The sequence below is a fragment of the Nocardioides sp. NPDC092400 genome, assembly GCF_040684155.1.
Lineage (GTDB): Bacteria > Actinomycetota > Actinomycetes > Propionibacteriales > Nocardioidaceae > Nocardioides.
Genome location: NZ_JBFBFJ010000006.1, coordinates 120,753 through 143,369 on the forward strand (window position 1 = coordinate 120,753; position 22,617 = coordinate 143,369).

The following is a 22,617-nucleotide window of genomic DNA, read 5'->3' on the forward strand; positions in this document are numbered from 1 at the left end:
GCCGCGGTCGAGCCGGGGACCGTCAGGCGGCGGAGGCGACGACCTCGCCGGCGCTGCGGTGGGCGGCGACCTTGCTGGCGGTGATCGGGATGGGGGCCAGCGCGGCCTCCTCGACGGCGACCGCGTGCGAGACGTCGCGCAGGACGTCGCTCAGCGGCACGTCGAGCGCCCCGCAGAGCGAGGCGAGCAGCTCGGAGGAGGCTTCCTTCTGGCCGCGCTCGATCTCAGAGATGTACCCGAGGCTCACCCGGGCCTCGGCCGACACCTGCCGCAGGGTCATCCCGCGCTGCATCCTGTGCTCGCGGAGCACGTCGCCGAGCAGCCGACGAAACAGCACCATGCGGGTTCCCCTTCCTGGTCGGTTGGTCAACGCTACCCGATCGCGGTTTCTTCCGTGCCCAGCATGTCCTCGAGCGCCGACAGTGCCTGCTGCACCGTCAGGTCCTGGATCGTGACGCGGTCGCCGCCGAGCTCGAGCTCGACGGCCTCGAGCAGCCCGGGGCCGGAGAGGCCGACGAAGACGGTGCCCGCCGGCTTGCCCTCCTGCTCGCCCGGTCCGGCGACGCCGGTGGTCGACACGCCGTACGTCGCGCCGGTCAGCTTGCGGACGCCGACCGCCATCGCGCGGGCGCACTCGGCCGAGACGACGCCGTGCTCCTCGATGACCTCGTCGGACACCTCGAGCAGGCTGTGCTTGAGCTCGGTGGCGTAGGTGACCACGCCGCCGAGGAACGTCTCGGACGCGCCCGGCGTCTCGGTGAGCTTCACCGCCAGCCGGCCACCGGTCAGCGACTCGGCCGAGGAGATCGTGTGCCCACTGGCACGCAGCAGCAGGTGGACGCGGGCGGCGACGTCGATCACGCAGCGATCGTAGGCGGCCACCGGTGGTCCCGTGCGCCGGGGCCTCCCCGGTGGGTCGGCACCCGTAGCCTCGCCGCATGCCGCTGCCGATCGAGGACTACGCGCTCATCGGGGACCGCCGCACCGCCGCGCTCGTCGGCACCGACGGCTCCGTCGACTGGCTGTGCCTGCCCCGCTTCGACTCCCCCGCCTGTCTCGCGGCGCTCCTCGGCACCCACGAGCACGGCCACTGGCAGCTCGTCCCGGAGGGCGTCTACAGCACCGAGCGCCGCTACGTCGGTGCCTCGGCGGTGCTGGAGACGACGTTCACGACGGCCGACGGCGTGGTGAGGCTGACCGACCTGATGCCCCGCGGCGACGGCCAGGCCGACGTCGTACGACGCGTGACCGGCGTGCGCGGCACCGTCCGGATGCGTCACGAGTGGCGGATCCGGCTCGACTACGGCGCCGTCCACCCGTGGGTCCGCCGGCAGCACATCCACGGCACGGAGGCGATCGTGGCCATCGCAGGCCCCGACCAGCTCGTCCTGCGGGGTCCCCGTCTCCCCCGCGCCAGCGACCACAGCCACAACGACGCCTTCGACGTCTCGGCGGGCGAGGAGCTGACGTTCTCGATGACCTGGCTCCCCTCGCACGTCGACGTGGAGGAGCTCGAGGAGGTCGAGGACCGGGTCGCGCGCAGCATCGCGGAGGACGAGGAGTGGGCTCGCGCGTGCCGGTCCGACCTCCCGCACGCCGCCCTGGTGCAGCGCTCGCTGCTGACCCTGCGCCTGATGACCCACGAGGTCACCGGCGGCATCGTCGCCGCGCCCACGACCTCGCTGCCCGAGGAGATCGGCGGCGAGCGCAACTGGGACTACCGGTTCTGCTGGCTGCGCGACGCGGCCCTCACGATCACCTCCCTCATCGACGCCGGCTACACCGAGGAGGCGATGCTCTGGCGGGCGTGGCTGCTGCGCTCGGTCGCGGGCGACCCCGAGGACCTGCAGATCATGTACGCCGTCGACGGCGCCCGCCGGCTGACCGAGCACGAGCTGCCGCACCTGCCGGGGTACGCCGGCTCGCTGCCGGTGCGGATCGGCAACGGCGCCGCCGTCCAGCAGCAGCACGACGTGCTCGGCGAGGTGATGGACGCGCTGGAGCGGGTCCGGACCGCTCGCGGGAGGGCCGACGACGACGCCTGGGCGCTGCAGCGGGCGCTGGTCGACGACCTCGGCAAGCACTGGCGGGAGCCCGACCACGGCATCTGGGAGATCCGCGGCGAGCCGCGCCACTTCACCCACTCCCGGGCCATGGTGTGGGTCGCCTTCGACCGCGCCGTCAAGGCGGTCGAGCTCCACGGCCTCGACGGGCCGGTCGAGGAGTGGCGGCGCATCCGTGACGAGGTGCGCGAGGAGGTCCTGACCCGCGGGTGGAACGAGGCGAAGGGCACCTTCACCCAGCACTACGACACCGACGCGGTCGACGCCTCCCTCCTCGTCCTGCCGCTCGTCGGGTTCCTGCCCGGCGACGACCCCCGCATCCTCGGGACGATCGCGGCGGTCGAGCGGGAGCTGATGCGCGACGGGCTGCTGCTGCGCTACCGCACCGAGACCGGCGTCGACGGCCTCGCCGGGGACGAGCACCCCTTCCTCGCCTGCTCGTTCTGGCTGGTCTCGGCTCTCGCGCTGGCCGGTCGGACCGACGACGCCCGCGCCCTCTTCGACCGCCTCGCTGCGCTGGCCAACGACGTCGGCCTGCTCGCCGAGGAGTACGACCCCGTCGCCTGCCGGATGACGGGCAACTTCCCCCAGGCGTTCAGCCACCTGACCCTGGTGCAGGCCGCGCTCGTCCTCGCCGACGTCGCCGACGTCGCCGACGTCGCCGGCTGACCGGCCGCTGACCCGGGTTCGCTCCTGGACCACCGTGATCGTTCAATTGAACGATCACGGTGGCGTGGAAGCGCTTGCACGGCTGCTGCGGGCACCCGGATCGTTCAATTGAACGATCCGGGTGGCCGCAGCGCCCGCAGGACGCGCAGACGGGGGCCGGCCCGCGTGGGCCGACCCCCGTCGTGGTCGTGCTGGCGGGCTACTTCCCCGCGACCACGGTGATCGTGCGGGTGATCGTCCTGGCCGCCACGTCGCCGCGGCCGTTGTAGGTGATCGTCAGCGTCTTCTCACCGGCGCCGCCGAACGGCCACAGCCGGACGCTGGCCTTGCCGTTCTTGAGCCTGACGACCTTGGCCGGCTTGCCCGGGGTCTCGATGCGGACCCAGCCGTTCGCGTCCTCACCCTCGGCGGCCACGCGGACGGTGATCTTCGCCCGCGTCTTGCCGGCGACGATCCTGCCCGGGTTGACCGACGGCTTGATGCTCGGCGTCACCGGCTCCGGGGTCGGCTCGGGGTCGGTCGGGGTCGGGTCCGTCGGCGTCGGCTCGGGATCGGTCGGCCCGGGCGTCGGGTCCGTCGGGCCCGGGGTCGGCGGGTCGGTCGGCCCGGGAGTCACCGGGCCCGGGTCGACCGGGCCGGGGACGCTGTCTGCGACGAGGTCGAGCCGGACGATCTCCGGGTTGTGGTCGGACGCACCGAACGGGTCGGCGGAGTACAGGTCGACGACGTTGTTGTTGAACCGGCCGTACTGGTACCCGACCGACTCGTTGGAGTTGATCGTCCAGATGTCGACGCCGGTCACCAGCTCGCGAGCGGCCGCGTTCGCGAAGACGTGGTCGAGGGAGCCGTACAGCCCGGAGAACGAGTAGGACTCCTCGTCCGGGTCGTCGGTCGACTCGAGCGCCGTCCAGCCGTTCTCCTCGAGCAGCTGGACCGGGTCCTCCTCGCTGTAGGAGTTGAAGTCGCCGGTCAGGAACACCGCGTCGATCGACCGCTTCTCCGCGAAGTCGTCGGCGAAGGCGTCGAGCGCACGCGCCTGCCCGATGCGGTCCGGGTTCGCGTTGCCCTGGCCGGTGCCGTCGTCGGCGCCCGATCCCTTGGACTTGAAGTGGTTCACGATGACGCCGAACGCCTCGGCGTCGGGGGCACCCACGGCCTTGAACGCCTGGGCGAGCGGCTCGCGTGCGTTGTCGAAGTTCACCTCGTCGATCAGGACCGACGACGTCCCGACGGGCGCCACCTTGGCCGGCTGGTAGATGAAGGCCGTCCGGATGACGTCCTCCTGCGCCGGGGTCGGCAGCTCCGAGGCCGGCGGGGACGGCACGAACTCCCAGACCTCCGAGCCGGCCGCCTCGTTGAGGGCGTCGGTGAGGGTGCTGAGGGCGAAGTCGCGGTCCTTGCCGAACTGCACCGAGTTCTCGATCTCCTCGAGGGAGACGACGCTCGCGCCGAGCCGGTTGATCGCCGCGACGATCTTCGCCTCCTGCCGCTCGAAGTCCTCCGTCTCGGCTGCGCCCCGCGGACCGTTGTTCGTGCAGCTGTTGACCGTGACGGGGTTCTTCGCCCGGTCGACGTAGTAGGTGCAGGTGCCGAGCCCCTTGGACTCGAACTCCTTGCCCGTCGTCGGGAAGTAGTTGAGGACGTTGAACGTCGCGATCCGATTGTCGCCGCCGACGTCCGCCGGCGCCGCGTTCTCGGCGCGGAGGTCCTCGAACTCGGCGACGTCCGTGCCGAGCCCGGTGACCGGCTTCGTCGGCTGCAGCTTGTAGAGACCGTTGCGGTGGTCGACGACGAAGGCGCCCTTCAGCACCGCTTCGGCGCCGACCGTGACCGAGCGCTGCGCATCGAGCCAGGACAGCGGCTCACCGCTGGCGGCACCGCCGAAGTTCTGGGACTTGCCGTCGTCGAGCGTGACCAGGCGCCGCGCGTTGTCCTGCTCGACGGACCTCGGGTCACCGGTCTGGGCGTCCTCGACCTCCGTCGGCTGGATGAGCGGGCGGTCCCCGGTCGCCAGCCCGACCTCGCCGTACTGCCAGGTCGCGTAGCTGTTGGTGACGGTGAAGTCGTCCGTCGGGTCGATCAGCTCGCCCTCGTGCGCCTCGCGCTCCGCGTCGGTGGTGTACCAGGCGACGCTCCGCGGCTGCACCGGCGCAAGCGTCTGGGTGAGCGCGGTGTACGTCGCGCCGCCGATCTGCGTCAGGCTGGCACCGCTGCTGGTGTACTCGCCCGCCTGACCCGTCACCTCCACCGAGTCGCCGATCTGCGGGTACGTCGCGAATCCGGCCGTGCCGGCGTACACGAAGATGCCGTCGGACGCACCGGGGGTCGTGTCGACCGCCGTGCCTCCGGTGCCGGCGGTCTGCAGGTAGAACCCGTTGAGGCCGCCGCTCGGGTAGACCGCGGTGACGACGCCCCGGGTCACGACCTGCTGGCCCGCGAGCGACGTGGCCGTGCCGGTGCCCTGGATCTGCGCGATCGTGCGCGCGGTCGGGGTGGCCGGCGGGGTCGGCTCCTCAGGTTCGGCCGTGCCCCTCCCGGAGGCGGTGGGGCTCGGTGCAGCGACGACCAGGTCTACGGAGTTGTTGTCCGTGTCGGCCCCGGTGGCCGCTCGGTTGGCCGAGCTGGTGCCCGACAGCGCGGTTCCCTGGTTGGCCTCCTCGAACGTGTTGGCGGTGCCGTAGCCCACGGCGTCGACGACGGCCGACGACGCGCCGGTGATGTCACCGGTGGGAAGACCGGAGATCGTGCTGGCCTGGTTGCTCAGGACCACGAGGCCCGAGTTCGCGCCCAGGTTCACGCCGCCGCTGACGTCAGGCGTGGGCAGCGCGGCGCCGCTGTCGCCTCCCGCGGCGCCGACGAGGAAGTGCCCGCCGGCCGGGATGGTCCCGGAGAGGTCGATCTTGTTCTGCAGGTTGCCGCCGGCGCTCCGCGACGGGCTGCCGTAGAAGACGGCCCAGCCGTCCAGGCGCACGTCCGCGGTGGTCGGGTTGTACAGCTCGATGAAGTCGTTGGCGTAGGTCGACGCCGGCAGGGTGCCGCTGACGGCGAAGCCACCTCCGCCGTAGACCTCGCTGATGACGAGGCCGCTGCCGTCGGGAGCGGCGAAGGCGGGGAGCGGAGCGAAGGACAGCCCGGTCGCGGCGACGGCGAGACCGGAGAGCGAGGCGAGGAGCCTGCGCGGGGAACGCCCGGATGAGGGCATGACGGAACCTCCGAGAAGGGGGGGTGGGGGGAGACTGCAGGCGGAACGACCGCGGGGCCTGCCGATCGGCAGGCCCCGCGGGTGGATCACTTCTTGCTGACCCGGAACTTCACGACCTGGGTGTCGGACGTCGTGCTGTCGTTGCCGAGGTACTTGATGCGCACCTTCTTCTGGCCCGGCTTGCCGTAGCCCTTCAGCGTGAACGCGACCTTGCCGTTCTTGCCGAGCTTGATGGTCGTGGCCTTGCCGAAGCGGAAGACCTTGATCGACCCGGTGGCCGGTCGGCCGCCGGCGGTGACGGCGGCCTTGAGCTTCACGGCCCGGCCGACGACGGCCTTGCCCGGCTGGGTCGCCTTGAGCTCGGCGGCGTTCTTGCCGACCGTGGTGGTCAGCACGGCACCCTGCTCGCTGGTGAGCGTGATGACGTCACCGGCCTTGGCCGACGCGGGGACGACGAGCTCGACCTGGGCGGCCCGGTCGGTGACCGGGAAGGTGCCGATGGTCCTGCCGCCGAGGGTGGCGGTCAGCTGGGTGTCCGCCGGGACGCTGCGCGAGGTGAGACCGAGCTTCTCGACGCGGAACGAGACCGTCGTGCCGGGCTTCACGGTCGCGGGGATGGTCGAGAAGACCTGGCGCTGGGTGAAGTCGGGCTCGATCGGCGAGTTCGCGGCGAGGTAGCTGCGCCACAGCTCGGCGTCGAGGAGGCCGGTGTCGGTGTAGGTGCCCTCACCGAAGGCACGGAAGTTGTCACCACCGGTGGCGAGGAACGACAGGGTCGAGACCGTGTAGGTCTTCGCCGGGTCGAGCGGCTTGCCGTCGACGGTGACCGAGGTGATCCGCTGGCCGGCCGGCTTGGAGGGGTCGGCGACGACGCGGACGTTGTCCGACAGCCCCAGCTGCAGGTAAGGCCGCGAGGGCACGGTGCCGTCGGCGTTGGTCTGCCACTGCTGCTCGAGGACCTTGGTCAGCGAGGCGCCGGTCAGCTTGACCAGCGCGACGGTGTTGTTGAACGGCAGCACCGCGTTGGCCTCGGCGAACGTGACCACGCCGTCGGTGTTCGCGGGGTTCTTCGCGGCGTCGCCGGCGAACAGCAGGTCCGCGCGCAGGCCGCCGGGGTTGGTCAGGCCGAGGTCCGGCTCCGCGATGGAGGAGAGGCCGTCGCGCAGGGCGTTGGCGACCAGTCCACCGAGGGTGGACTCCGAGGCGCGGTCGTCGCGCTTGCCGTCGGCGAACGCGGTCGTGATGTCGCCGGTGATCTTCCCGACCGGCTGGTTGCCGATCGCGGCGGCCTCCGCGAGCGCGGCGTCGACGATCGTGGCGACCTCCGCGACCCGCGGGAGGGTGGTGTCCGCGGTGGCGACGCGCGCGACGTTCGTCGCGGTGTACGCCGAGACCTCACCGGTGGCGTCGTCGACGGTCAGGTCGACCCGACCGATGTTCTCGCCGTAGGAGCCGGTCTGCAGGACCGGCCGGGTCTTGCCCGCCACGCCGGGGACGGGGGCGTCCCAGGCGTACTGCTTGTGGGTGTGACCGGTGAAGATGACGTCGACCGTGGCCGAGGTCTTGGTGACGATGTCGGCGAAGACACCGCCGCCCGCGATCTCCTGCTCGAGGGTCGCCTTCTCCGGGGTGCCGGCGCCGGCGCCCTCGTGGTACTCCGCCACCAGGACGTCGGCCTCGCCGTTGTCGGCCTTGCCGTCGGAGAGCTGGGTGGCCACGCGGTTCACCGCGGCGACCGGGTCACCGAAGGTCAGCTGGGAGATCCCGGCCGGGCTCACCAGGGACGGGGTCTCCTCGGTGATCACGCCGATCACGCCGACGGTGACGCCGCCGACCTCGTAGGTGGCGTACTCGTCGAGCGCCGGGGTGGTCGTGCCCTTGGTGTAGACGTTCGCACCGAGGTAGTCGAAGTCGGCGGCGTCCTGCACGCGTCCCTCGAGGTCGGCGAAGCCGCGGTCGAACTCGTGGTTGCCCACGGCGGACCCGGCGAGGTCGAGGGCGTTCAGCACGTCGATCGTCGGCTGGTCCTGCTTGTTCGACGAGGCGAACAGCGAGGCGCCGATGTTGTCGCCGGCCGAGAGGAAGAGCGTGTTCGCGTCCCCCGCGTCGGTCCGGGCCTGCTCGATCGTGGTCGCGAACTTGGTGGTGTTCTCGTCGATGCGACCGTGGAAGTCGTTGATGTTGAGCAGGGTGATGTCGACGTCGGCGGCGTGGGCGGGGGCGGGGATGAGCACGAGGGTCGAGGCGGCGAGCCCGAGACCCAGGGGTGCGACCAGCCGCTTGCGGGATGCAGGCATGTAGCGGAACTCCTGGAAGGGGGAACGGGCCGAGGCCCGAGGACAGCCCCGGATGCGGGCGCCAGCACACGTCATCGCCGTCGACAGACGACGTCCCGAGACGAGCGCGAGCAAGCGGAAACCTTCCGGCACGAGGGGCGGGCGGCCGATGAGGCCGCCGTCACCCTAGTACGGCGCCGCAGGTCCTGGCGTCACCCGGAAGGTGACGATCAGGTGACGAATCAGCGCGCGGCGGTGCGGAGGGTGCGGCGCTGCTTCCAGACGTCGCGGAAGAACTCGTAGCCCGACCAGAGGGTCAGCACGACGGCGACGACCAGCAGGGCCTGGGCGAGGTAGAACACGACCTCGCCGGGGACCTCGAGCGCCTCGGGGAGGTCGGGGTCGCGCAGCGGCAGCACCAGCGCGCCGAGCGCGATGGCCTGCACGGTGGTCTTGAGCTTGCCGAGGTCGGCTGCGGCGATGACGACGCGCTTGGCGACGGAGAGGCGCAGGAGCGTCACGCTCCACTCCCGGGCGAGCACCACGATCGTGACCCACCACCAGATGTCACCGGTGATGGAGAGGCCGATGAACGCCATGCCGGTGATCGCCTTGTCGGCGATCGGGTCGGCGATCTTGCCGAAGTCGGTGACGAGGTTGCGGGCGCGGGCGATGTCACCGTCGATCTTGTCGGTGATCATCGCGACGACGAACAGCCCGTAGGCCACGCAGCGCCACAGGATCGAGTCGCCGCCGTCGACGAGCATGGCCCAGCCGAAGAACGGCACCATCACGATCCGCAGCGTGGTCAGCACGTTGGGCAGGTTCAGGTTCGACACCTGGGGCTGGGTCTCGGTCATGCGCGCGCCTCCTGCACGATCGGCTCGGCGTACAGGTCGGCGCCCTCGGCGTCGACGACCACCGCGGTCACGATCTCCCCGACCCGCGCCTCGCAGCCGACCAGGAAGGTCGAGCCGTCGACCTCCGGGCCCTGGTGCGCCGCGCGTCCCTCGACGGCGGTCCCGCCGTCCTCGTGGGTGACGGACTCGACGAGGACCTCGACGGTCTCGCCGAGCCGCTCCAGCGCCCGCTGGGCGGTGAGCTCCTCGACCAGCGCGGTCACGTGCTCGGCGCGGGCGCGGACCTCGTCCTCGTCCAGCTTGCCGTCGTACGTCGCCGCCTCGGTGCCGTCCTCGTCGGAGTAGCCGAACACGCCGGTGACGTCGAGGCGGGCCGCGACGAGGAAGTCGCACAGCGTCTGCAGGTCCTCCTCGGTCTCACCGGGGAAGCCGACGATCACGTTGCAGCGCACGCCCGCCTCCGGGGCGTGGCCGCGCACCTGCTCGAGCAGGCCGAGGAAGCTCTCCGGGTCGCCGAAGCGGCGCATCCGGCGCAGCACCGACGCGCTCGCGTGCTGGAAGCTGAGGTCGAAGTACGGCACGACGCCCGGCGTCGTCGCGATCGCCTCGACCAGCCCGGGGCGGGTCTCCGCCGGCTGCAGGTAGGAGACGCGCACCCGGTCGACGCCGTCGATCGCGGCCAGCTCGGGCAGCATCGTCTCGAGCAGGCGCAGGTCGCCGAGGTCCTTGCCGTACGACGTGGAGTTCTCGCTCACGAGGAACAGCTCGCGCACGCCCTGGGTGGCCAGCCACTGGGCCTCCTGCAGGACGTCGCTGGGCCGGCGGCTGACGAAGGAGCCGCGGAAGGCCGGGATCGCGCAGAACGAGCAGCGCCGGTCGCAGCCGGAGGCGAGCTTGAGCGGGGCGGTCGGGCCGCCGTCGAGCCGCCGCCGGACGGCCCGCGGGCCGGTGGCCGGTGCGCCGAGTCCGATCTCGGAGGTCCCGGCGGGCGCGACCACCCCGGCGGCACCGGAGACCGAGGCGTGGCCCGGGACGGCCAGGGTCGAGGAGGACCGCTCGGCCGGCGAGATCGGCAGCAGCCGGCGCCGGTCCTGCGGCGTGTGCGGGTGGTGGGTCTCCCCCGCCACGATCGAGCGCAGCCGCGCGGCGATGTCGGGGTAGTCGTCGAAGCCGAGGACCGCGTCGGCCTCGGAGAGGGACTCGGCGAGCTCCTTGCCGTACCGCTCGGCCATGCAGCCGACGGCCACGACGGCCTGGGCGCGGCCGCTGCCGCCGGCCGAGGGCTTCAGGTCCGCGGCCTCGAGCAGGGTGTCGACGGAGTCCTTCTTGGCGCTCTCGACGAAGCCGCAGGTGTTGACGACGACCGTGTCGGCGTCGGCGGGGTCCTCGACGAGGCGGAAGCCGTCGGCCTCGAGCCGGCCGGCCAGCTCCTCGGAGTCGACCTCGTTGCGCGCGCACCCGAGGGTCAGCAGCGCCACCGAGAGCGGGGTCGTCGGTCCGGGGCGGGTGTCAGCTGCAGTCATGGTCGTGCCCGAGTATGACCGCCCACCACCCGCCCCGACGAACCCGCGGGGCCGGCGGGGCCGCTCACTCGTGCGGCTTGACCGCCAGGACGGGGCAGCGTGCGTCGAGGATCACGCGCTGGGCGACGCTGCCCATGAGCAGCTTGCCCACCGGCGTGCGGCGCTTGAGGCCGAGCACGACGAGCGCCGCGCCCACCTCCTCGGCGACCCGCAGGATCTCGGCGGCCACGTCCGGGGCGACCGCCTGGCGCACCTCGTGCTCCAGGCCCGACGCCGACAGCTCGGCCTCGAGGCGGTCCAGCGCCTCCGGGTGTGCGTAGTGCTCGTCGACCAGGGCGTCGCCGCGGCTGACGTTGACCGTGACCACGCCCAGTCCGCGCAGCCGCGCCTCGGCGAGCGCGTGGACCAGGGCCACCGCTCCGAACTCGTCGGGCGTCCACCCGACCACGATCCGTCCTGCGCTCATCGGTTCACCAGCTCCTCGTCACGGCGGTCGGTCTCCTCGGGGTGGGTCGGTGCCGCCGGGCGGCGGCGCAGCACGCGGGCGAGCAGGGCGAGCGCGATGACGACGTACACGACGACCGCGAGCGGCTCGCTCACCAGCGCGCTGGCGTCGCCGTCGGAGATCGTGAGCGCCTCGCGCAGCTTGGTCTCCATCAGCGGGCCGAGGATGACGCCGAGGATCAGCGGCAGCACCGGCAGCCCGAAGCGTCGCATCGCCAGGCCCAGCAGGCCGAAGACCAGCAGCAGGCCGACGTCGAAGGGGTCCAGGTTGGTGGCGTAGGCACCCAGGCAGGCGAAGAACAGGATGCCGGCGTAGAGCTGGGGCCGCGGGATGCGCAGCAGCTTGGCCCACATCGGCGCCAGCGGCAGGTTGAGCACCAGCAGCAGGAAGTTGCCGATCAGCAGGCTGGCCAGCAGCGTCCAAACCAGGTCGGACTGCTCGGTCATCAGCTGCGGGCCGGGCGTGATGCCGTAGCCCTGCAGCGCCGCGAGCATCACCGAGGCGGTCGCGGTGACCGGGATGCCGAGCGCGAGCATCGGGACGAACATGCCGGCGGCCGAGGCGTTGTTGGCCGCCTCCGGACCGGCGACGCCCTCGATCGCGCCCTCGCCGAACTCCTCGCCGCCCTTGCCGCGGGCCAGCCGCTTCTCGGTCACGTAGGACAGGAAGGTCGGGATCTCGGCACCGCCGGCGGGGATGGCCCCGAAGGGGAAGCCGTACGCCGTGCCGCGCAGCCACGGCCCGACCGAGCGCCGGACGTCGGCGCGCCCCATCCAGGGCCGGCCGACCGGGACCACCTGGAGCGGCGTGCGCCGCAGGTGGGCGGCCACCCAGAGCGCCTCGCCCAGGGCGAAGATGCCGACGGCGACCACGACGATGTCGAGCCGGTCGTTGAGCTGGGCGACCCCGAAGGACAGCCGGGGCTGGCCGGTGTTGAGGTCGAGGCCGACCAGGCCGATGGTGAGGCCGACGAAGAGGGCGACCAGGCCGCGGATCACCGAGGCACCGATGACCGTGGCCGTCATGACCAGCGCGAGCACCATGATCGCGAAGTACGACGGGGCGCCGATGTCGACGGCGACCGAGGCCAGCGCCGGGGCGAAGAACGCGACCAGCAGCGTGCCGATGGTGCCGGCGATGAAGGACCCGATGGCCGCGGTGGCGAGGGCCTGGGCCGCCCGCCCCCGCTTGGCCATCTTGTTGCCCTCCAGCGCCGTCATCACCGAGGCCGACTCGCCGGGGGTGTTGAGCAGGATCGAGGTGGTCGAGCCGCCGTACATGCCGCCGTAGTAGATGCCGGCGAACATGATGAACGACGAGGTCGCCTCGAGGCCGTAGGTCACCGGGAGCAGCAGCGCGACGGCCATCGCCGGGCCGATGCCCGGGAGCACGCCGACGAAGGTGCCGAGGAGGACGCCGATCGCGGCGTACATGAGGTTCTCGGGGGTGACGGCCACGGACAGGCCGCCCCAGAGCAGGTCGAAGGAGTCCATCAGAGGATGCCGTCCAGGATGCCGGGGGCCAGCGGGATGCCGAGGCCGACGTAGAAGGCGTACCAGCTGGCGACCGCCAGCACCGCGCCCACGAGGACGTCGCGCAGCAGCGTGCGGCTGCCGAGCGACCAGGCGGAGCCGGCGAAGAGCACGGCCCCGGAGATCGCCCAGCCGAGCACGTCGACGGTGGCGATGGTGAAGAGCAGGACGGCCACGAGCTTGGCGACGGTGAGCCAGTCGGTGTCGCTGGTCAGGTCGACGTCCTCGCCGCCCTCGGCCTCCGGCACGTCGCCCCGGAGCGCAGCGACGGCCAGGAGCACCGCGAGCACGACCATGCCGGTGCCGATGACGTAGGGGAAGACGCGCGGGCCGACGGGGTCGGCGAAGCCGGTGCCGAGGGTGGTGGCGTCGTACACGGTCAGCGCGCCGACGACCGCCAGCACGGCGGCGAGGCCGAGCTGCGCCAGGTCGCGACGGGGCGCCGCGGGACCGCCCGGGGCGGTGTCGTGGGTGTCCGGGGCCAGGGTGCTCACAGCAGGCCCACCTCCTCCAGGGTCGATGCGACGCGCGCGTCCTGCTCGTCGATGAATGCGCCGAAGTCCTCGCCGGTGACGAAGCGGTCGATCCAGCCGTTCTTGTCCAGCTGCTCCTGCCACTCCGGGGTCTCCCGCATCCGGCCGAGCAGGTCGACCAGCTCGTCGCGCCGCTCGTCGGAGATGCCCGGCGGGGCGAAGACGCCGCGCCAGTTGGTGAAGACCAGGTCGATGCCGGACTCCTCCAGGGTCGGGACGTCCTTGACCGTCTCGCCCTCGAGCCGCTCGTCGCCGGAGACGGCCAGCACGCGCAGCTCGCCGCTGGCGATCTGGCCCTCGAACTCGCCCAGGCCGGAGAAGCCGACCTGGATCTTGTCGCCGAGGAGGGCGCTGGTCAGCGGCCCGCCGCCGTCGTAGGGCACGTAGGTGACCTCGCGCGGGTCGATGCCCACGGTCTCGGCCAGCTGCATGGGGAAGAGGTGGTCGGGGCCGCCCGGGCTCGACCCGCCGCCGACGACGACCGACCCGGGGTCGGCCTTCCAGGCGCGGACCATGTCGTCGATCGTCTTGAACGGGGAGTCGGCGGGCACGAGCACGCCCTCGTAGTCCTCGATCAGCTGGGCGACCGGGGTGGCGTCGCCGAGGCCGTGCTCGAGGCCGAAGGAGTACGCCGAGCCGACGACGCCGAGCCCGACGGTCATCAGCAGGTGCTCGTTGCCCTCCTCCCCCATCAGCCGGGTCAGCGCGACCGACCCGCCGGCGCCGAGGATGTTGGTGACCTCGAAGGAGCCCCCCGTGATGTCCTCGGACTCCAGCACGCCGACCGCGGCGCGGCCGGTCTGGTCGTAGCCGCCGCCGGGGCTGTTCGGGATCCACATCGCCAGGTCCCGGTCGTCGTCGCCGCGGGTCACCCCGCAGGCCGTCGTCGAGACCACCAGCGCCAGCCCGGCGGCCACCGCCGCGAGTGCTCGTGCTGCTCCCACCATGTCGCTCCTGTCCGGTTCTGCTGCGAGGCTCTGCGGAGACGAGCATCCCGCCCGCTGTGGCGGCCGTCACCCTTGGGAAAGCAACGGAGGTTGTGGAACTTGTGGTCACCGCGCTGGCGCCCGCCCCGGACGCGCCACCTGAGCCTCGCCGGGCAGTTCCTCGCGCTGCAGCTGCTCGTGCTGCTCGTCGTGGTGCTGGTGACCGGGGTCGTCTCGGTGCGGCAGGCCGACGTGACCTTCCGCGACGACCGCGGGGCGCGGCTACGGTCGGCGGCCGAGGGCCTCGCGAGCACCGACGCGGTGCAGGACGCCCTGGCCACCGGGACCGGGCGGGACTCCCTGGCCTTCTACGCCCAGCAGCGGGCCGGTGACGTCGGCGCGACCGCCGTGCACCTGGCCGACCCCCGGGGCCGGGTCCTGGTCGGCACCGACCCCACCCGCGAGGGCGAGCTGCTGGACCTGGGCCCCGGCGACGTGCTGGAGCGCCGGAGCTGGACCGGCGACATCGAGGACGCCGGTCACCGGGCGATCGCGGCCGAGGTCCCGGTGCTCAGCCCGGGGGGCGACGGCGCACCGCGCGCCGGGGAGCTGGTCGGCGTGGTCGTGGTCGCCGAGCGGTACCCGCCCTGGCCCGAGCGGCTGCGCGGCACGCTCGACGACCTCGTGACCTTCCTGGCCCTGGGACTCGCGCTCGGCGTCGCCGGGTCGTTCCTCCTCTCCCGGCTCATCAAGCGGCGCACGCGGGGCCTGGAACCGGGAGAGATCGCCGCGCTCGCCGACCAGCGCGAGGCGCTGCTGACCTCGCTGCGCGAGGGGGTCGTCGCGGTGAGCGAGTCCGGCGTCCTGACGGTGGTCAGCGACAGCGCCCGGGACCTGCTGGGCCTCCCCGACGACCCCACCGGGCGGCGCGTGGCCGAGCTCGAGCTCGAGCCGGCGGTGCGCGACCTGCTCACCGGCCACGGCGTGGTCCGCGACGGCGTGCTCGTCGTCGCCGGCCGCGTCCTGGTGACCAACCGCAACCCGGTCCAGCACGACGGCCGGCCCACCGGCACGGTGACCACGGTGCGCGACCGCACCGAGCTGCTCGCGCTGCAGAGCGAGTTGAGCGCGCGGCAGAGCGTCACCGAGACGCTGCGCGCCCAGACCCACGAGTTCAGCAACCAGCTGCACACGATCTCCGGGCTCCTCCAGCTCGGCGAGCACGAGGAGGCGGGTCGGGTGATCAGCACCCTCACGCGTCGCCGGGCCGCCATCAGCGACGCGGTCACCTCCCGGGTCGAGGACCCGGCGGTCGCGGCCCTGCTGATCGCGAAGACCAGCTCGGCGGCCGAGCGGCAGACCTGGCTCGGGCTCACCGACGACACCCGGCTGCCGCGGCTGGACCACGAGCTCTCCGCCGACCTCGGCACGGTGCTGGGCAACCTGGTGGACAACGCCGTCGAGGCGGTGGCGACGACCGGCCGGACCGGACGACGCGCGCGTGTCGACGTACGGCTGGTGCAGGAGGAGGACGGGACGGCGGTGGTGCAGGTGGCCGACACGGGACCGGGAGTACCGTCCGACCAGGTCGACGCCGTCTTCCGGCGCGGCTTCACCACCAAGCCGAGCGACGCCAGCGGGCGCGGGCTGGGCCTGGCCCTGGTCCAGGTCGTCTGCGAGCGCCGGGGCGGCTCGGTGTCGGTGCACGACCGGGAGGACGGACCGGGCGCGGTCTTCACCGCCCGGTTGCCCGGGCACCGGCCCGGACGCCTCGAAGGAGGGAACGAGGATGCCTGACCCGACCGCCACGTCGCCGGGGGTCCTGCAGGTCCTCGTCGTGGACGACGACTTCATGGTGGCCTCGATCCACGCCCGCTTCGTCGAGCGCGCCCCTGGCTTCGCGGTGGCCGGCCGGGCGGCGACCGGTGCCGAGGCTCTCGAGGCGGTCGAGCGGCTGCGGCCCGACCTGGTGCTGCTCGACGTCCACCTGCCCGACCTCAGCGGGATCGAGGTGCTGCGCCGGCTGCGCGGCCGCGGCGACGACGTGGGGGTCATCGTCGTGACCGCGGCGCGCGAGGTCGACACCGTCCGCGCGGCGGCCGCCGCCGGCGCCGCGCACTACCTGGTCAAGCCGTTCGAGCACGAGGACCTGCTGGCCCGGCTGGAGGCCTTCCGCGCGGCGCACGAGGCACTGCAGGGGGTCGACGCGCCCGACCAGCAGCACATCGACGCCGTCTTCGCCCCGCTCGGGCGGGCCCGCGCGGTGCTGCCGAAGGGGCTGAGCCCCGAGACCGCCGAGGCGGTCCTCGCCGCCCTGGGCGAGGCGGGCGAGCTGTCGGCGAGCGAGGCCGCGGAGGTCGTCGGCATCTCCCGGGTGAGCTGTCGGCGCTACCTCGAGCACTTCGTCGAGGAGGGCAGGGCCACCGTGCGCCTGCGGTACGGCGGCACCGGCCGCCCCGAGCGGCGGTACCGCACCACCTGAGCCGACCGGCGGGGTCCGCGGATCCGGCACCGCCGAGGGCGTCCGTCGCCTACCGTGAGCCAGCACATCTGACACCGGACTCGGGAGGGCCAGTGCAGTGGACGCCTGAGCAGGGCCCGGGCTCCGGCGCAGCCGCCCTGTGGCGCCTGACGCTGGAGCACTCCCCCGTCGGCCTCGCGGTGGTCGACCTCGAGGGCAGGATCCTCCTCGCCAACCGCGCGTTCGCCGAGATGCTGGGCCGGGAGCCCGAGGCGCTCGAGCACGCGTCGTTCGCCGACCTCACCCACCCCGACGACCTCGCAGCCGACGTCGAGCAGTTCGAGCGGTGCGTGGCCGGGGAGCTGGACACCTACCGGCTGGGCAAGCGCTACCTGCACGCCGACGGCGGCCACGTGTGGACCGAGCTCTCCGTGGGCCTGGTCCGCGACGCCGAGGGCCGCCCGGCGCACCTGGTGTCCCAGGTCGTCGACGTCACCGAGCGGCACGAGTACGAGCAGCGGCTCCGGGCGGCGATCGCCGAGGTCGAGCACGAGCGGCAGACCATCGAGACGGTCTTCGAGACGGTCGGGGTCGGGCTGCTGCTCATCGACGCCGAGGGTCGGTACCAGCGGATGAACCGCCGGCACCGCGAGACGATGAACCTGCCCTTCCCCGGCGGGCACGCCGGCCGGGCCGGGCAGCTCGGCCACGTCTACCACCTCGACGGCCGCACCCCGCTGACGCGCGAGGAGATGCCGTCGTACCGCGCGACCCAGGGCGAGGAGTTCACCGACTACCGGTACTGGGTGGGCGACGACCCGCTGACCCGGGCGGCGTTCACGACCTCCGCGCGGCAGGTGCGCGCGCCGTCCGGGGAGCGCCTGGGAGCGGCCCTCGCCTACCAGGAGATCACCGACCTGCTGCGGGCCCTGCAGGTCAAGGACCAGTTCGTCTCCTCGGCCTCCCACGAGCTGCGCACCCCGCTGACCGCGATGCTGGGCCACCTGGAGATGCTCGCCGAGGAGGACCTGCCGCCCGACGTCCTGGACCGTCTGCGGGTGGTGCAGCGCAACGCCGAGCGCCTGCGCACGCTCGTGGCCGACCTGCTGCTCGTCGCCCAGGCCGGGGAGGTCGGGCTGGTGATGCAGCGCTCGGAGCTCGACCTCGTCCCGCTGGTCCGCGACGCGGTCGAGACCGCCCGGCCGTCGGCCGAGCGCGCCGGCATCGACCTCCGGCTCGAGACACCCGACCGGCTCGTCGTCCGCGCCGACGGGCCGCGCCTGCGCCAGGTCGTCGACAACCTCGTGTCTAACGGCGTGAAGTACACCGAGCCGGGCGGGTCGGTCACCGTCACGGCGCGGCTGTCCGCCGGAGCGGTCGAGCTCGTGGTGGCCGACACCGGGCTCGGCATCGCGGCGGCCGAGGTGCCCCAGGTCTTCACCCGCTTCTTCCGCGGCGGCGAGGCCCTGCGCAAGCACATCCCCGGCACCGGCCTGGGCCTGGAGGTGGTCAGCTCGATCGTCACCGCCCACGGCGGCACGATCGACGTCGACAGCGAGCCCGGCCGCGGCACGACGTTCACCGTCACGCTGCCCTGCTGAGTCCCCGGTTCGGCGGGTGCGGCGGCGGCCGCCGATGCGGCCGGCGACCGCGGCCCACGTAGGCTCGGAGCACCGAGGAGACCCGCGACGACGACCCGGCGTCGTCCCCCACGGTGACGAACCCCCACACGGACCGCGAGGTCCGGAAGGGCCCGCCATGCCGCTCCTCGACGCGACCGTCCCGCCTGGCCCCACGGCCCCCGCCACCGCGGCGACCTGCCGCCCGCGCCTGGGCGCGGTGATCCGGCGGGTCTCGGTGAGCCTGCTCGTCGCCTGCGTCGTGCCCGCAGTGCTCTTCTACGCCTGCTTCCGGCTGGCCGACGTGTGGGTCGCCATGGCCGTCGCGCTCGGCTGGTCCTACGGCGCCATCGCCTGGCGCGCGTGCACCCGACGTCGTCCCTCGGGCCTGCTCTACCTGACCGCGGCGGTGATGACCGTGCGCACGCTGGTGGCGGTCCTCCTCGACAGCACCTACCTCTACTTCCTGCAGCCCATCGTCACCGACGGGGTGATCGCGGCCCTGTTCCTGCTCTCGCTCGCGACGGCCCGCCCGGTCGTCGCGCGCCTGGCGGGCGACTTCTACCCCCTGGACGACGAGCTGTCCGTCCGGCCCGGGATCCGGCGGCTGTTCTGGCGGCTCACGCTGCTGTGGGGTGCGCTCGGCGCGGCGAAGGCGGCCGGCACCCTTTGGCTGCTGGAGTCCCAGCCGCTCGACACGTTCGTGCTGGTCAAGACGGTCACGGCTCCCTCGCTCAACGGCCTCGCCGTGGCCGCCACCATCGCGGCGGCGGTCGTCGTCGCCCGCCGCGAGGGGCTCCTCGGCCCCGCCGCGCACCCCGTCCTCGTGTCCTGAGCGCCGAGACGGTCGCCGCCGGCGTGTAACACCCGGGCGTCCCCGCGACAGGTCAGGTCGGGACGGCACGACCTGCGCCGCCCGGCACCGCCCCCGGTGCGCCACGACGACAGTTCAGGAGCCGCCGTGACGACCTCCGTCCGCCCCGACGTGGGGAGCGCCCCCGACCTCGACCTGCACGGGCCGTCGGGCCCGGAGCGGCGGGACCGGCCCGAGCAGCGGCCGGGCCGGCACCGTCGCGACCGGGTCCCGGCCGACGACCTCACCGTCGTCATCCCGGCGTACAACGAGGCCGCGTCGGTGGCCGACACAGTCCGCAGCGTGCTGGGGCAGACCACCCCGCCGGCGCGTGTGATCGTCATCGACGACTGCTCCGACGACGGCACCGGCGACCTGGCCCGGGCGGCGGGCGCCGAGGTGATCCGGCCCGAGGACAACACCGGGTCCAAGGCCGGCGCGCAGAACCTCGCGCTGGAGCTGGTGACGACGGCGTACACGATGGCGATCGACGCCGACACCACCTTGGCCCCCGACGCGCTCGAGCTGCTCCTGGCACCCCTGGAGGAGGACGAGGCGACGGTCGCGGCCTGCGGGTTCGTCGTGCCGCGGCACGTCCGGTCGACCTGGGAGCGGGGCCGGTACGTCGAGTACCTGCTGTCGTTCACCTTCTACAAGCCCACCCAGGACTACTACGGCAAGCCGCTGATCTCCTCGGGCTGCTTCTCGGCGTACCGCACCGAGGTGCTCCGCGACGCGGGCGGCTGGTCGGAGCGCACCCGCGCCGAGGACATGGACCTGACCTGGACCTTCTACCAGCGCGGTCACCGCGTCCGGTTCGTCCCGGAGGCCGTCTGCTACCCGATCGAGCCGCACGACCTGGACTTCATGAGCAAGCAGCTCAAGCGCTGGTCGCACGGCTTCGTGCAGAACGTCGCGCTGCACTGGCGCGGCATCCTGCCGATCCCGTTCCTCAGCACGGTCGTGGGCGTCGCGATGGTCGACGCCCTGGTCGCCTCGCTGGTCTACCTGTTCCTGCTGCCGGTGCTGGCCGTCGTCCTGAGCCCGTGGGTGCTGCTCGCCTACGTCGTCGACGTGCCGGCGATCCTGGTGCCGGTGCTCGTCGCGGCGCGCCGGCGCGGCGAGGTGGGCAAGGCGCTCGCGTCGATACCCGCGTTCCTGGTGCTGCGCACCGTCAACGGCTTCTTCATGCTCGAGGCGCTGTGGACCGAGGTCGTCCTGCGCAAGCCCCTGCTGGTCTACGAGAAGGGACACTGAGATGACCGCGGGACTCCCCGGCACCGGTCTCGGCGGCCTGCTCTACGTCGTGCTCGCGCTGCTCATGCCGCTGCGCGAGCTCTACCTCACCGCCCGTGGCCGCAGCAGCCGCGAGCGCTGGGCGGTCGTCGGCCGCCAGGCGCTGATGGCGCTCGTGATCGTCGCGGTGCTCGCGGGCACCGCCGTCGCCACGAGCCGGCTGCTGCGCACGGGCGGCCAGGCCGCGCCGGACGCGGCGCCGCTGCTGGCCTCCGTCGCGATCGGGGCGACCGTGCTCGCGGTCCTCGCCGCGGCGCTGCGGGTCTGGGCCCTGCTGGACCGGCGGCCGACGACCACCTAGCCGTCGACCACCCGGCCGTCGGCGGCCGGCCTCAGGCGACGTCGGCCTCCATGGCGGCGACGAAGTCGCCCTTCACCGCGCGCCACGCCTCGTCGGTCATCGTCCGGCGCCAGTACGGCGAGCAGGACATGTCGCCCCGGGCCAGCCCCCGCTCCGCGAGCAGGTGGCGCCGGATGCCGCGGATCTCCTCGGCCTCGCCGTGGACGAAGGCGTGCACCCGGCCCGCCGGCGCCTGCAGCTGCTCGACCGAGCGCAGCAGGAGGGTCGCCGGGTCCCCGTCGCCGGCCCGGTGCAGCCAGCGCAGGTCCAGCGCGCCCGGCGTGGTGAGCGGCAGCTCGTGCTCGGCGTCGTCGCACACCAGCCGGACGACGACCGGCACGCCGGCGGGCACGGCCTCGAGCGACGCCGCGATGGCCGGGAGCGCGGACTCGTCGCCCACCATCAGGTGCCAGTCCGCGTCCGGGTCGGGGCGGTAGCCGCTGCCCGGGCCCTCGAGCACGAGCACGTCCCCCGGCGCGGCGCTCGAGGCCCAGCGGCCCGCGGCCCCGGTGTCGCCGTGGACGACGAAGTCGATGGTCAGCCGCTGGCCGTCCCAGGCCCGGACGGTGTAGCGCCGGCGCGCCGGCCACCACTGCGCGTCGTACGACGCCCGCACCTCGGCCGGCTCGAAGACCGCGTCGTACGGCGCGCCTTCCGGTGCGATCGCGAGGTTCACGTAGGCGTCGGTCGAGTCCGCCGTCGCGAACCCGGCCAGTCCCTCGCCGCCGAGCACGACCCGCACCATCGCGGGCGTCACCCACGTCACCGTCTCCACCCGTCCGTGCACGGGACCCTCCTCCACCTCGTCGTCGTAGTTAGGTTAGCCTCACCTGCAGTCAGCCGGCCGGGCACCCCGTCCAGCGACCTGTGCGGGCGCCGCCGGCGCCCCTCGTGCCGAAAGGACCACCCGTGCGTTCCCTGCGCCTCCTGGCCGCCTCCCTCGGAGCAGCCGCCCTCGTCCTCAGCGGCTGCGGCTCGTCCGACGACGAGTCCACCGCCTCCGACTCCCCGTCCAGCGACGGCTCGTCGACGCAGTTCCCGATCACGATCGAGCACGCGCTCGGCACCACCACGATCGAGGAGAAGCCCGAGCGCGTCGCGACCGTCAACTGGGCCAACCACGAGGTGCCGCTGGCCCTCGGCGTCGTCCCGGTCGGCATGGCCGCCGCCAACTTCGGCGACGACGACGGCGACGGCCTGCTCCCCTGGGTCAGCGACGAGCTCGAGGAGCTCGACGCCGAGACCCCGGTCCTCTTCGACGAGACCGACGGCATCGACTTCGAGGCCGTCGCGGACACCGAGCCGGACCTGATCCTGGCGTCGTACTCCGGCCTCACCCAGGAGGACTACGACACCCTCAGCGAGATCGCGCCGGTCGTCGCGTACCCCGAGGCCGCCTGGTCGACGGAGTGGCGCGACATGATCCTGCAGAGCAGCGAGGCCATGGGCATGGCCACCGAGGGCGAGGAGCTGGTCGCCGAGCTCGAGTCGGAGATCACCGACACCGTCGCCGAGCACCCCGGTCTCGAGGGCACCTCGGCGATGTTCCTGACCCACGTGGACACCACGGACCTCAGCGAGGTCAGCTACTACACGACCCACGACACCCGGGCGAAGTTCTTCGAGGACCTCGGTCTCTCCACCCCGGCGAGCATCGCGGACGCCTCGTCCGAGACCGACCAGTTCTCCGGCACGCTGAGCGCCGAGCAGGTCGACAAGCTCGACGACGTCGAGGTGATCGTGACCTACGGCGACGAGGAGCTGGTCAAGGCGCTCAAGGGCGACCCGCTGCTGTCCAAGATGCCGGCCGTCGCGAACGACGCGATCGTGCTGCTGCCGAACAACCCCCTCGGCACCGCCGCCAACCCGACGCCGCTGTCGATCTCCTACGTCCTCGAGGACTACGTCGCCATGCTGGCCGAGGCCGCCGGCGCCGAGTCCTAGGACCGACGGCATCAT

At 73.0% G+C, this 22,617-nt stretch carries 19 protein-coding genes; 8 read left to right on the forward strand and 11 right to left on the reverse strand.

The window, feature by feature from the left end; translation table 11 throughout:
• Nucleotides 1-22: 22 nt before the first annotated feature.
• Together AB0N29_RS17305 and AB0N29_RS17310 are read right to left on the reverse strand one after the other, a co-directional pair.
• Complete coding sequence (locus AB0N29_RS17305) at nucleotides 23-340, reverse strand: helix-turn-helix transcriptional regulator (protein ID WP_302266932.1); 318 nt, start codon at nucleotides 338-340, stop codon at nucleotides 23-25.
• Nucleotides 341-372: 32 nt separating this feature from the next.
• The gene (locus AB0N29_RS17310) at nucleotides 373-861 is read right to left on the reverse strand and encodes a CinA family protein (protein ID WP_302266933.1); all 489 of its coding nucleotides are present in this window, start codon (nucleotides 859-861) and stop codon (nucleotides 373-375) included.
• 77 nt (nucleotides 862-938) lie between these two features.
• Here AB0N29_RS17310 and AB0N29_RS17315 point away from each other — a divergent pair, with 77 nt between their 5' ends.
• On the forward strand, nucleotides 939-2,732 hold the full coding sequence (locus AB0N29_RS17315; RefSeq protein WP_302266934.1) for a glycoside hydrolase family 15 protein: 1,794 nt from the start codon (nucleotides 939-941) through the stop codon (nucleotides 2,730-2,732).
• A gap of 199 nt (nucleotides 2,733-2,931) precedes the next feature.
• Here the strand turns inward: AB0N29_RS17315 and AB0N29_RS17320 are convergent, their stop codons facing one another.
• The 8 genes from AB0N29_RS17320 to AB0N29_RS17355 form a co-directional block, all read right to left on the reverse strand.
• Nucleotides 2,932-5,934, reverse strand: coding sequence for an ExeM/NucH family extracellular endonuclease (locus tag AB0N29_RS17320; RefSeq protein ID WP_364868594.1), 3,003 nt, complete (start codon nucleotides 5,932-5,934; stop codon nucleotides 2,932-2,934).
• 86 nt (nucleotides 5,935-6,020) lie between these two features.
• Nucleotides 6,021-8,231 carry a 5'-nucleotidase C-terminal domain-containing protein gene (locus AB0N29_RS17325; RefSeq protein ID WP_302266937.1) on the reverse strand — a complete coding sequence of 737 codons (2,211 nt, stop codon included), beginning with the start codon at nucleotides 8,229-8,231 and terminating at the stop codon, nucleotides 6,021-6,023.
• A 221-nt stretch (nucleotides 8,232-8,452) separates the two neighbouring features.
• Entirely contained in the window at nucleotides 8,453-9,070 is a 618-nt protein-coding gene (pgsA, locus tag AB0N29_RS17330) for a CDP-diacylglycerol--glycerol-3-phosphate 3-phosphatidyltransferase (protein ID WP_302266938.1), read from the reverse strand.
• Nucleotides 9,067-10,593, reverse strand: coding sequence for a 30S ribosomal protein S12 methylthiotransferase RimO (gene rimO, locus AB0N29_RS17335; RefSeq protein ID WP_364868597.1), 1,527 nt, complete (start codon nucleotides 10,591-10,593; stop codon nucleotides 9,067-9,069). Before rimO ends, pgsA begins: the two co-directional genes overlap by 4 nt.
• Nucleotides 10,594-10,657: 64 nt before the next feature.
• Nucleotides 10,658-11,059 carry a universal stress protein gene (locus AB0N29_RS17340; protein ID WP_302266940.1) on the reverse strand — a complete coding sequence of 134 codons (402 nt, stop codon included), beginning with the start codon at nucleotides 11,057-11,059 and terminating at the stop codon, nucleotides 10,658-10,660.
• Nucleotides 11,056-12,591, reverse strand: a complete 1,536-nt coding sequence (locus AB0N29_RS17345; protein ID WP_364868600.1) for a tripartite tricarboxylate transporter permease — start codon at nucleotides 12,589-12,591, stop codon at nucleotides 11,056-11,058. The genes AB0N29_RS17340 and AB0N29_RS17345 overlap by 4 nt, the downstream gene beginning before the upstream one ends.
• The gene (locus AB0N29_RS17350; RefSeq protein WP_302266942.1) at nucleotides 12,591-13,124 is read right to left on the reverse strand and encodes a tripartite tricarboxylate transporter TctB family protein; all 534 of its coding nucleotides are present in this window, start codon (nucleotides 13,122-13,124) and stop codon (nucleotides 12,591-12,593) included. Before AB0N29_RS17350 ends, AB0N29_RS17345 begins: the two co-directional genes overlap by 1 nt.
• Nucleotides 13,121-14,107 carry a tripartite tricarboxylate transporter substrate-binding protein gene (locus AB0N29_RS17355; RefSeq protein WP_302266943.1) on the reverse strand — a complete coding sequence of 329 codons (987 nt, stop codon included), beginning with the start codon at nucleotides 14,105-14,107 and terminating at the stop codon, nucleotides 13,121-13,123. The genes AB0N29_RS17350 and AB0N29_RS17355 overlap by 4 nt, the downstream gene beginning before the upstream one ends.
• Nucleotides 14,108-14,209: 102 nt before the next feature.
• On the opposite strand from AB0N29_RS17355, the gene AB0N29_RS17360 reads away from it, so the two are divergent.
• The 6 genes from AB0N29_RS17360 to AB0N29_RS17385 all read left to right on the forward strand — a co-directional run bounded on the left by AB0N29_RS17360 (nucleotide 14,210) and on the right by AB0N29_RS17385 (nucleotide 20,619).
• Nucleotides 14,210-15,886 carry an ATP-binding protein gene (locus AB0N29_RS17360; RefSeq protein WP_364868604.1) on the forward strand — a complete coding sequence of 559 codons (1,677 nt, stop codon included), beginning with the start codon at nucleotides 14,210-14,212 and terminating at the stop codon, nucleotides 15,884-15,886.
• Nucleotides 15,879-16,571: a response regulator gene (locus AB0N29_RS17365; RefSeq protein WP_302266945.1), complete on the forward strand. Its 693-nt coding sequence runs from the start codon at nucleotides 15,879-15,881 to the stop codon at nucleotides 16,569-16,571. Before AB0N29_RS17360 ends, AB0N29_RS17365 begins: the two co-directional genes overlap by 8 nt.
• Nucleotides 16,572-16,663: 92 nt before the next feature.
• The gene (locus AB0N29_RS17370; RefSeq protein ID WP_302266946.1) at nucleotides 16,664-18,151 is read left to right on the forward strand and encodes a sensor histidine kinase; all 1,488 of its coding nucleotides are present in this window, start codon (nucleotides 16,664-16,666) and stop codon (nucleotides 18,149-18,151) included.
• Between the two features lie 157 nt (nucleotides 18,152-18,308).
• Complete coding sequence (locus tag AB0N29_RS17375; RefSeq protein ID WP_302266947.1) at nucleotides 18,309-19,004, forward strand: VC0807 family protein; 696 nt, start codon at nucleotides 18,309-18,311, stop codon at nucleotides 19,002-19,004.
• A 126-nt stretch (nucleotides 19,005-19,130) separates the two neighbouring features.
• The gene (locus AB0N29_RS17380) at nucleotides 19,131-20,279 is read left to right on the forward strand and encodes a glycosyltransferase (protein WP_302266948.1); all 1,149 of its coding nucleotides are present in this window, start codon (nucleotides 19,131-19,133) and stop codon (nucleotides 20,277-20,279) included.
• Nucleotide 20,280: 1 nt separating this feature from the next.
• The gene (locus AB0N29_RS17385; RefSeq protein WP_302266949.1) at nucleotides 20,281-20,619 is read left to right on the forward strand and encodes a hypothetical protein; all 339 of its coding nucleotides are present in this window, start codon (nucleotides 20,281-20,283) and stop codon (nucleotides 20,617-20,619) included.
• 31 nt (nucleotides 20,620-20,650) lie between these two features.
• Here the strand turns inward: AB0N29_RS17385 and AB0N29_RS17390 are convergent, their stop codons facing one another.
• Entirely contained in the window at nucleotides 20,651-21,445 is a 795-nt protein-coding gene (locus AB0N29_RS17390; RefSeq protein WP_302266950.1) for a siderophore-interacting protein, read from the reverse strand.
• Nucleotides 21,446-21,567: 122 nt separating this feature from the next.
• Here AB0N29_RS17390 and AB0N29_RS17395 point away from each other — a divergent pair, with 122 nt between their 5' ends.
• Complete coding sequence (locus AB0N29_RS17395; protein ID WP_302266951.1) at nucleotides 21,568-22,602, forward strand: iron-siderophore ABC transporter substrate-binding protein; 1,035 nt, start codon at nucleotides 21,568-21,570, stop codon at nucleotides 22,600-22,602.
• Nucleotides 22,603-22,617: the final 15 nt, after the last annotated feature.

Bases quoted from the DNA above. Each gene is read 5' to 3' on its own strand.
- AB0N29_RS17315 (WP_302266934.1), top strand. From the start codon at position 939: ATGCCGCTGCCGATCGAGGACTACGCGCTCATCGGGGACCGCCGCACC.
- AB0N29_RS17340 (WP_302266940.1), bottom strand. From the start codon at position 11,059: ATGAGCGCAGGACGGATCGTGGTCGGGTGGACGCCCGACGAGTTCGGA.
- AB0N29_RS17385 (WP_302266949.1), top strand. From the start codon at position 20,281: ATGACCGCGGGACTCCCCGGCACCGGTCTCGGCGGCCTGCTCTACGTC.
- AB0N29_RS17365 (WP_302266945.1), top strand. From the start codon at position 15,879: ATGCCTGACCCGACCGCCACGTCGCCGGGGGTCCTGCAGGTCCTCGTC.
- AB0N29_RS17375 (WP_302266947.1), top strand. From the start codon at position 18,309: ATGCCGCTCCTCGACGCGACCGTCCCGCCTGGCCCCACGGCCCCCGCC.
- pgsA (WP_302266938.1), bottom strand. From the start codon at position 9,070: ATGACCGAGACCCAGCCCCAGGTGTCGAACCTGAACCTGCCCAACGTG.
- AB0N29_RS17320 (WP_364868594.1), bottom strand. From the start codon at position 5,934: ATGCCCTCATCCGGGCGTTCCCCGCGCAGGCTCCTCGCCTCGCTCTCC.
- AB0N29_RS17325 (WP_302266937.1), bottom strand. From the start codon at position 8,231: ATGCCTGCATCCCGCAAGCGGCTGGTCGCACCCCTGGGTCTCGGGCTC.
- rimO (WP_364868597.1), bottom strand. From the start codon at position 10,593: ATGACTGCAGCTGACACCCGCCCCGGACCGACGACCCCGCTCTCGGTG.
- AB0N29_RS17345 (WP_364868600.1), bottom strand. From the start codon at position 12,591: ATGGACTCCTTCGACCTGCTCTGGGGCGGCCTGTCCGTGGCCGTCACC.
- AB0N29_RS17305 (WP_302266932.1), bottom strand. From the start codon at position 340: ATGGTGCTGTTTCGTCGGCTGCTCGGCGACGTGCTCCGCGAGCACAGG.